At 43.0% G+C, this 5,645-nt stretch carries 9 protein-coding genes; all 9 read right to left on the reverse strand.

All coding sequences use genetic code 11. From position 1 onward, the window contains the following. Positions 1-669: 669 nt before the first annotated feature. Positions 670-1,071, reverse strand: a complete 402-nt coding sequence (gene rplQ, locus AABI99_RS17275; protein ID WP_138541032.1) for a 50S ribosomal protein L17 — start codon at positions 1,069-1,071, stop codon at positions 670-672. Between the two features lie 39 nt (positions 1,072-1,110). Next, positions 1,111-2,097 carry a DNA-directed RNA polymerase subunit alpha gene (gene rpoA / locus AABI99_RS17280; RefSeq protein ID WP_004589198.1) on the reverse strand — a complete coding sequence of 329 codons (987 nt, stop codon included), beginning with the start codon at positions 2,095-2,097 and terminating at the stop codon, positions 1,111-1,113. 24 nt (positions 2,098-2,121) lie between these two features. Continuing rightward, positions 2,122-2,742, reverse strand: coding sequence for a 30S ribosomal protein S4 (gene rpsD / locus AABI99_RS17285; RefSeq protein ID WP_002959461.1), 621 nt, complete (start codon positions 2,740-2,742; stop codon positions 2,122-2,124). A gap of 21 nt (positions 2,743-2,763) precedes the next feature. Then, positions 2,764-3,150: a 30S ribosomal protein S11 gene (gene rpsK / locus AABI99_RS17290; protein ID WP_002959471.1), complete on the reverse strand. Its 387-nt coding sequence runs from the start codon at positions 3,148-3,150 to the stop codon at positions 2,764-2,766. Positions 3,151-3,162: 12 nt separating this feature from the next. Then, a complete protein-coding gene (rpsM, locus tag AABI99_RS17295) occupies positions 3,163-3,519 on the reverse strand; it encodes a 30S ribosomal protein S13 (RefSeq protein ID WP_338367364.1) in 357 nt (118 codons plus the stop codon). Between the two features lie 125 nt (positions 3,520-3,644). After that, positions 3,645-3,758: a 50S ribosomal protein L36 gene (rpmJ, locus tag AABI99_RS17300; RefSeq protein ID WP_002959476.1), complete on the reverse strand. Its 114-nt coding sequence runs from the start codon at positions 3,756-3,758 to the stop codon at positions 3,645-3,647. Between the two features lie 22 nt (positions 3,759-3,780). Then, positions 3,781-5,109 carry a preprotein translocase subunit SecY gene (gene secY / locus AABI99_RS17305; RefSeq protein WP_338367365.1) on the reverse strand — a complete coding sequence of 443 codons (1,329 nt, stop codon included), beginning with the start codon at positions 5,107-5,109 and terminating at the stop codon, positions 3,781-3,783. A 10-nt stretch (positions 5,110-5,119) separates the two neighbouring features. Beyond that, positions 5,120-5,554, reverse strand: a complete 435-nt coding sequence (gene rplO / locus AABI99_RS17310; protein ID WP_338367366.1) for a 50S ribosomal protein L15 — start codon at positions 5,552-5,554, stop codon at positions 5,120-5,122. 4 nt (positions 5,555-5,558) lie between these two features. Next, positions 5,559-5,645: uL30 family ribosomal protein (locus tag AABI99_RS17315; protein WP_338367367.1), on the reverse strand; the 87-nt coding region annotated here is incomplete at its 5' end.

The following is a 5,645-nucleotide window of genomic DNA, read 5'->3' on the forward strand; positions in this document are numbered from 1 at the left end:
AGCTTGGCTGTTAGAACTCAATCTGTACGAGTGCCCACACAGATGATTGCTTTACATTGTTAAAGAACGTTGCGATTAAAGCGTTTGCTTTATCTCGCTAGGGCTGCGCATGTTACGCTTTCCTATTTTTTTGTCAACACTTAATTTTGAGAAAGTTTAAATTTTTCTAAATTAAGTTTTACTCGACTCACTGAGTAGCTCGTGCCTCGCTATGCGTTGGCGTTCCCCGTCTCAGTGGGGTCGCATTATAGGGAGATCCGAAAACAGATCAACCCTTTTTTGAAGAAAACTTAAAATAAATGACTGTTCGTTGAGTATTTGAGCTAAACGTTTAAAAACCCAACTAAAAGTAACCTTAACCCCCCTAAATAAGCGAGTTAAATTTAAATACCTCGGTATGGCAGACCAATTTGCTTAATTTTTAGGTTAATAACTCATGACATTTACACTTTAAGGTTTGATCTACAAACTTTATACGGTCTACTTATAGCACTACTGCTTGATTGGGCTTTTTACAATGCGGACTTTATAACTATGCTCATTTTATTAAACCGGTTTAGCAGAATGATGGTAATAGGTAGCAATAAGGGGAATATTTTAAGTAATGTTAAATTTTAGGCATTAAAAAGCCGAGCATTAAGCTCGGCTTTTTGGTGTCTCTTTAAAGACTTACTCTGCAGACTGCGCGTCTTCTTGAACTTCTTCGTTAGTCGCTGGGCGACCTACTAGTTCAATATAAGCCATTGGTGCATTATCACCAGCACGGAAGCCACACTTAAGAATACGAGTGTAACCACCTGGACGGTCTGTATTACGAGGACCGATTTCGCTGAACAATTTACCAACTACTTCATTATCACGCGTGCGAGCAAACGCTAAACGGCGGTTTGCTACACTGTCAGTCTTAGCCAGTGTGATTAAAGGTTCAATTACACGGCGTAACTCTTTCGCTTTAGGCAAAGTAGTTTTGATGATTTCATGTTTCACCAATGAACTAGCCATATTGCTGAACATCGCTTTACGATGGCTACTGTTACGGTTTAATTGACGACCACTCTTACGATGGCGCATGACCCTATCCTTCTAACTAAACTAATATAGTGATTTAGATTATTCAGCTAGGCTTGCAGGCGGCCAATTTTCTAGGCGCATACCTAGAGAAAGACCACGTGAAGCTAGCACGTCTTTTATTTCAGTTAGAGACTTCTTACCTAAGTTAGGCGTTTTAAGAAGCTCAACTTCAGTGCGCTGAACTAAATCACCGATATATTGAATTTGCTCGGCTTTCAAACAGTTTGCTGAACGTACTGTTAGTTCAAGATCATCAACTGGGCGAAGTAGAATAGGATCGAATTCTGGCTTCTCTTCTTTCTCTTCTGGCTCAGTTACATCACGTAAATCTACGAATGCATCTAATTGCTCAGCTAAGATAGTAGACGCACGGCGGATCGCTTCTTCAGGATCTAAAGTACCGTTTGTTTCCATATCAATGATTAACTTGTCTAAGTCTGTACGTTGCTCAACACGGGCTGATTCAACCGAGTACGCAATACGTTCAACTGGGCTGAATGATGCATCAAGCAGCAATCGACCAATTGGACGCTCATCGTCATCAGAGGATAAACGACTAGATGCCGGCACATAACCACGACCACGCTCAACACGAATGCGCATGCTGATCTCGCTGCTATCTGTCGTTAAATGACAAATAACGTGATCTGGATTAGCAATTGTTACATCGCCATCGTGCTGAATATCAGCCGCAGTCACAGGGCCTACACCAGATTTAGTCAGGGTCAGAAAAACTTCATCTTTGCCTTCTAACGTTACTGCTAGACCTTTAAGGTTAAGTAGTATTTCAATGATGTCTTCTTGTACGCCTTCTTTCGCGCTGTACTCATGCAATACACCGTCAATTTCAACTTCAGTTACTGCACATCCAGGCATAGATGATAACAGTATACGGCGTAAGGCATTACCCAGAGTATGGCCAAAACCACGCTCTAGTGGTTCTAAAACTACTTTAGAACGCGTTGGGTTGATAGCGTCGATATCGACTAACCTTGGTTTTAGAAATTCTGTAACAGAACCCTGCATTTTATCCTCTCTTAACTCTTAACTTTACTTAGAGTAAAGTTCGACGATTAGTTGTTCATTAATGTCCGCAGACAGATCTGAACGCTCAGGTAGGCGCTTAAAGCTACCTTCCAATTTCTTACCGTCAACTTCAACCCAAGTCGGCTTTTCACGTTGCTCAGCCAACTCTAGAGCAGCGATGATACGTGCTTGTGTTTTAGACTTCTCACGGATTACTACAGTATCTTCTGGAGTAATTACGTATGAAGGAATGTTCACAACACGACCATTAACTAAAATCGCTTTGTGGCTTACTAACTGACGTGCTTCAGCGCGTGTGCTAGCAAAACCCATGCGATATACAACATTGTCTAAACGTTGCTCTAAAAGCTGTAACAAGTTTTCACCTGTATTACCTTTAAGGCGAGCAGCTTCTTTGTAGTAGTTACGGAATTGCTTTTCTAATACACCGTAGATACGACGTACTTTTTGCTTTTCACGTAACTGTAAACCGTAATCAGATAAGCGACCTTTACGAGCGCCGTGCTGACCAGGTGCAGTCTCAAGTTTACACTTAGAGTCGATAGCTCTTACGCCGCTCTTAAGGAACAGGTCAGTACCTTCACGACGACTCAGCTTGAGCTTAGGGCCCAAATATCTTGCCATGTTATTTCTCCTAACCTATTGTTAAACGCGACGTTTCTTCGGTGGACGACAACCATTGTGTGGTATTGGCGTCACGTCAGTGATGTTGGTGATACGGTAACCAGCAGCATTCAAAGCACGTACAGCAGATTCACGACCTGGACCTGGACCTTTGATGAAAACTTCTAGATTTTTTAAACCGTATTCTTGAGCAGCAGTACCTGCACGCTCTGCAGCAACCTGAGCAGCAAATGGAGTAGATTTACGTGAACCACGGAAACCTGAACCACCGGCAGTCGCCCAAGATAGTGCATTACCTTGACGGTCAGTAATTGTTACAATAGTGTTGTTGAAAGACGCATGAACATGAGCCATACCATCAGCAACTTGCTTTTTAACCTTTTTACGACGAATTGGTGTCTTAGCCATAATACTATCCCCTTATCGCTTAATAGGCTTACGAGGACCCTTACGGGTACGCGCGTTAGTCTTTGTTCTTTGACCACGTAGTGGTAAAGAGCGACGGTGACGTAGGCCACGGAAACAACCAAGGTCCATAAGGCGCTTGATATTTAGAGTAACTTCACGACGAAGGTCACCTTCTACAGTGTACTTGCCAACTGCATCACGCAGTACGTCAAGAGTTTCGTCTGAAAGTTCACCGATTTTTGTGGTCTCGGCGATACCAGTCGCTGCTAAGATAGCCTTAGAGCGAGTCTTACCTATGCCATAAATAGCTGTTAAACCAATAACTGCATGTTTATGATCAGGGACGTTAATGCCAGCGATACGGGCCACTAACACATCTCCTATATTTGAATTTGGTAATCAAAAGTTTGAAAAGCCCGTAAGGATACTCAAACGAAGACCAAATCACAATTAAAAACACAGGCCGAGAAACCTCAGCCTGCACGACTGTTTACTTAGCCTTGCCTTTGCTTATGCTTAGGCTCACTGCAAATTACGCGTACTACACCAGCACGTTTAATAACTTTACAGTTACGGCATATTTTCTTAACGGAAGCACGTACTTTCATTGCTCAACTCCGTAAACTGACCTTATCGGCCGTAGCCTTTAAGGTTCGCTTTTTTCAGCACAGAATCATACTGATGTGACATCAGGTGAGTCTGTACTTGTGCCATAAAGTCCATGATTACTACAACGATAATCAAAATTGATGTACCGCCGAAATAGAATGGCGTTTGCCATGCCATAGTCATGAATTCGGGCACCAGACAGATAAAGGTTATATACAAAGCACCTGCCAGTGTCAGGCGTGTCATCACTTTATCAATGTATTTAGATGTCTGCTCACCTGGACGAATACCTGGGATAAATGCGCCAGATTTCTTCAGGTTGTCTGCTGTTTCACGAGGGTTGAAAACCAACGCCGTGTAGAAAAAGCAGAAGAAGATGATAGCTGCTGCTAGTACCATCGCGTACAAAGGTTGACCTGGAGTCAACGTTGTTGCAATAGCTTGTAGCACATCAGCGACCGGACCTTCACCCTGGCCGAACCAGCTTGCAATTGTACCAGGGAACAGAATTATACTGCTAGCAAAGATTGGTGGAATAACACCCGCCATGTTTACTTTTAGTGGTAAATGCGTGCTTTGAGCAGCAAATACTTGACGACCTTGTTGGCGTTTAGCGTAGTTAACAACGATACGACGTTGTCCACGTTCAAAAAACACTACAAGATAAGTAACGGCAAATACTATTATCGCAACCATTAACAGTACAAAAACATTCAAATCACCTTGGCGCGCCATTTCGGCTGTCGAACCAATAGCAGACGGCAGGTTAGCTACAATACCAACAAATATCAGAACTGAGATACCGTTACCGATACCACGTTCAGTTATTTGCTCGCCCAACCACATTAGGAACATGGTACCTGTAACTAAACTCACTACTGCAGTGAAGTAGAAACCGATACCAGGGTTAACAACTAACCCTTCCATCATGCCCGGTAAGCTAGTTGCAATACCGATTGATTGGATAGTAGCAAGCACAAGCGTGCCGTAGCGTGTGTACTGGCTAATTTTTTTACGCCCTTGCTCACCTTCTTTCTTAAGCTCTATAAACGGAGGATACATATGCGTTAATAGTTGCGTAATAATCGAAGCCGAGATATACGGCATAATACCCAGTGCTAACACTGAAGCTCGCTCAAGCGCACCACCGCTAAACATGTTGAACATCTCAACAATGGTGCCCTTTTGTTGCTCGAAGAAATCGGCAAGTACAGCGGCGTCAATCCCAGGGATTGGCACAAATGAACCTAAACGGTAAATAATGATAGCACCTAATACAAATAGTAATCGACGCTTCAATTCCGAAAGTCCACTTTGTGCACTTTGTGTATCTTGACCTGGTTTAGCCATTAGTACTTCCTTAGTCTTCTACCTTGCCTCCGGCAGCTTCAATAGCTTCGCGAGCACCTTTAGAAGCCTTAAGGCCTTTAACGGTAACAGCGCGTGAAACTTCGCCAGATTTAACAACTTTTACGAACAGAACGTTCTTTTTAACTAGACCAGCTGCGTGTAACGCGTTTAGGTCTACCACATCGCCTTCAACTTTAGCGATTTCAAAAAGATTTACTTCTGCAGATACTAACGATTTGCGTGAAGTGAAACCAAATTTTGGTAGACGACGTTGCATAGGCATTTGACCGCCTTCAAAACCAACGCGTACTTTACCGCCAGAACGTGATTTTTGACCTTTGTGACCACGACCACCAGTCTTACCAAGACCAGAACCGATACCACGACCAACACGTTTTGGAGCAGTTTTAGAACCTGCAGCAGGTGAAAGTGTATTCAAATGCATGAAATTAACCCTCTACCTTAACCATGTAAGAAACTCGGTTGATCATACCACGTACACATGCTGTGTCTTCTAACTCAACAGTGTGGTTGAT

This window comes from uncultured Pseudoalteromonas sp. (assembly GCF_963922945.1).
Taxonomy (GTDB): domain Bacteria; phylum Pseudomonadota; class Gammaproteobacteria; order Enterobacterales; family Alteromonadaceae; genus Pseudoalteromonas.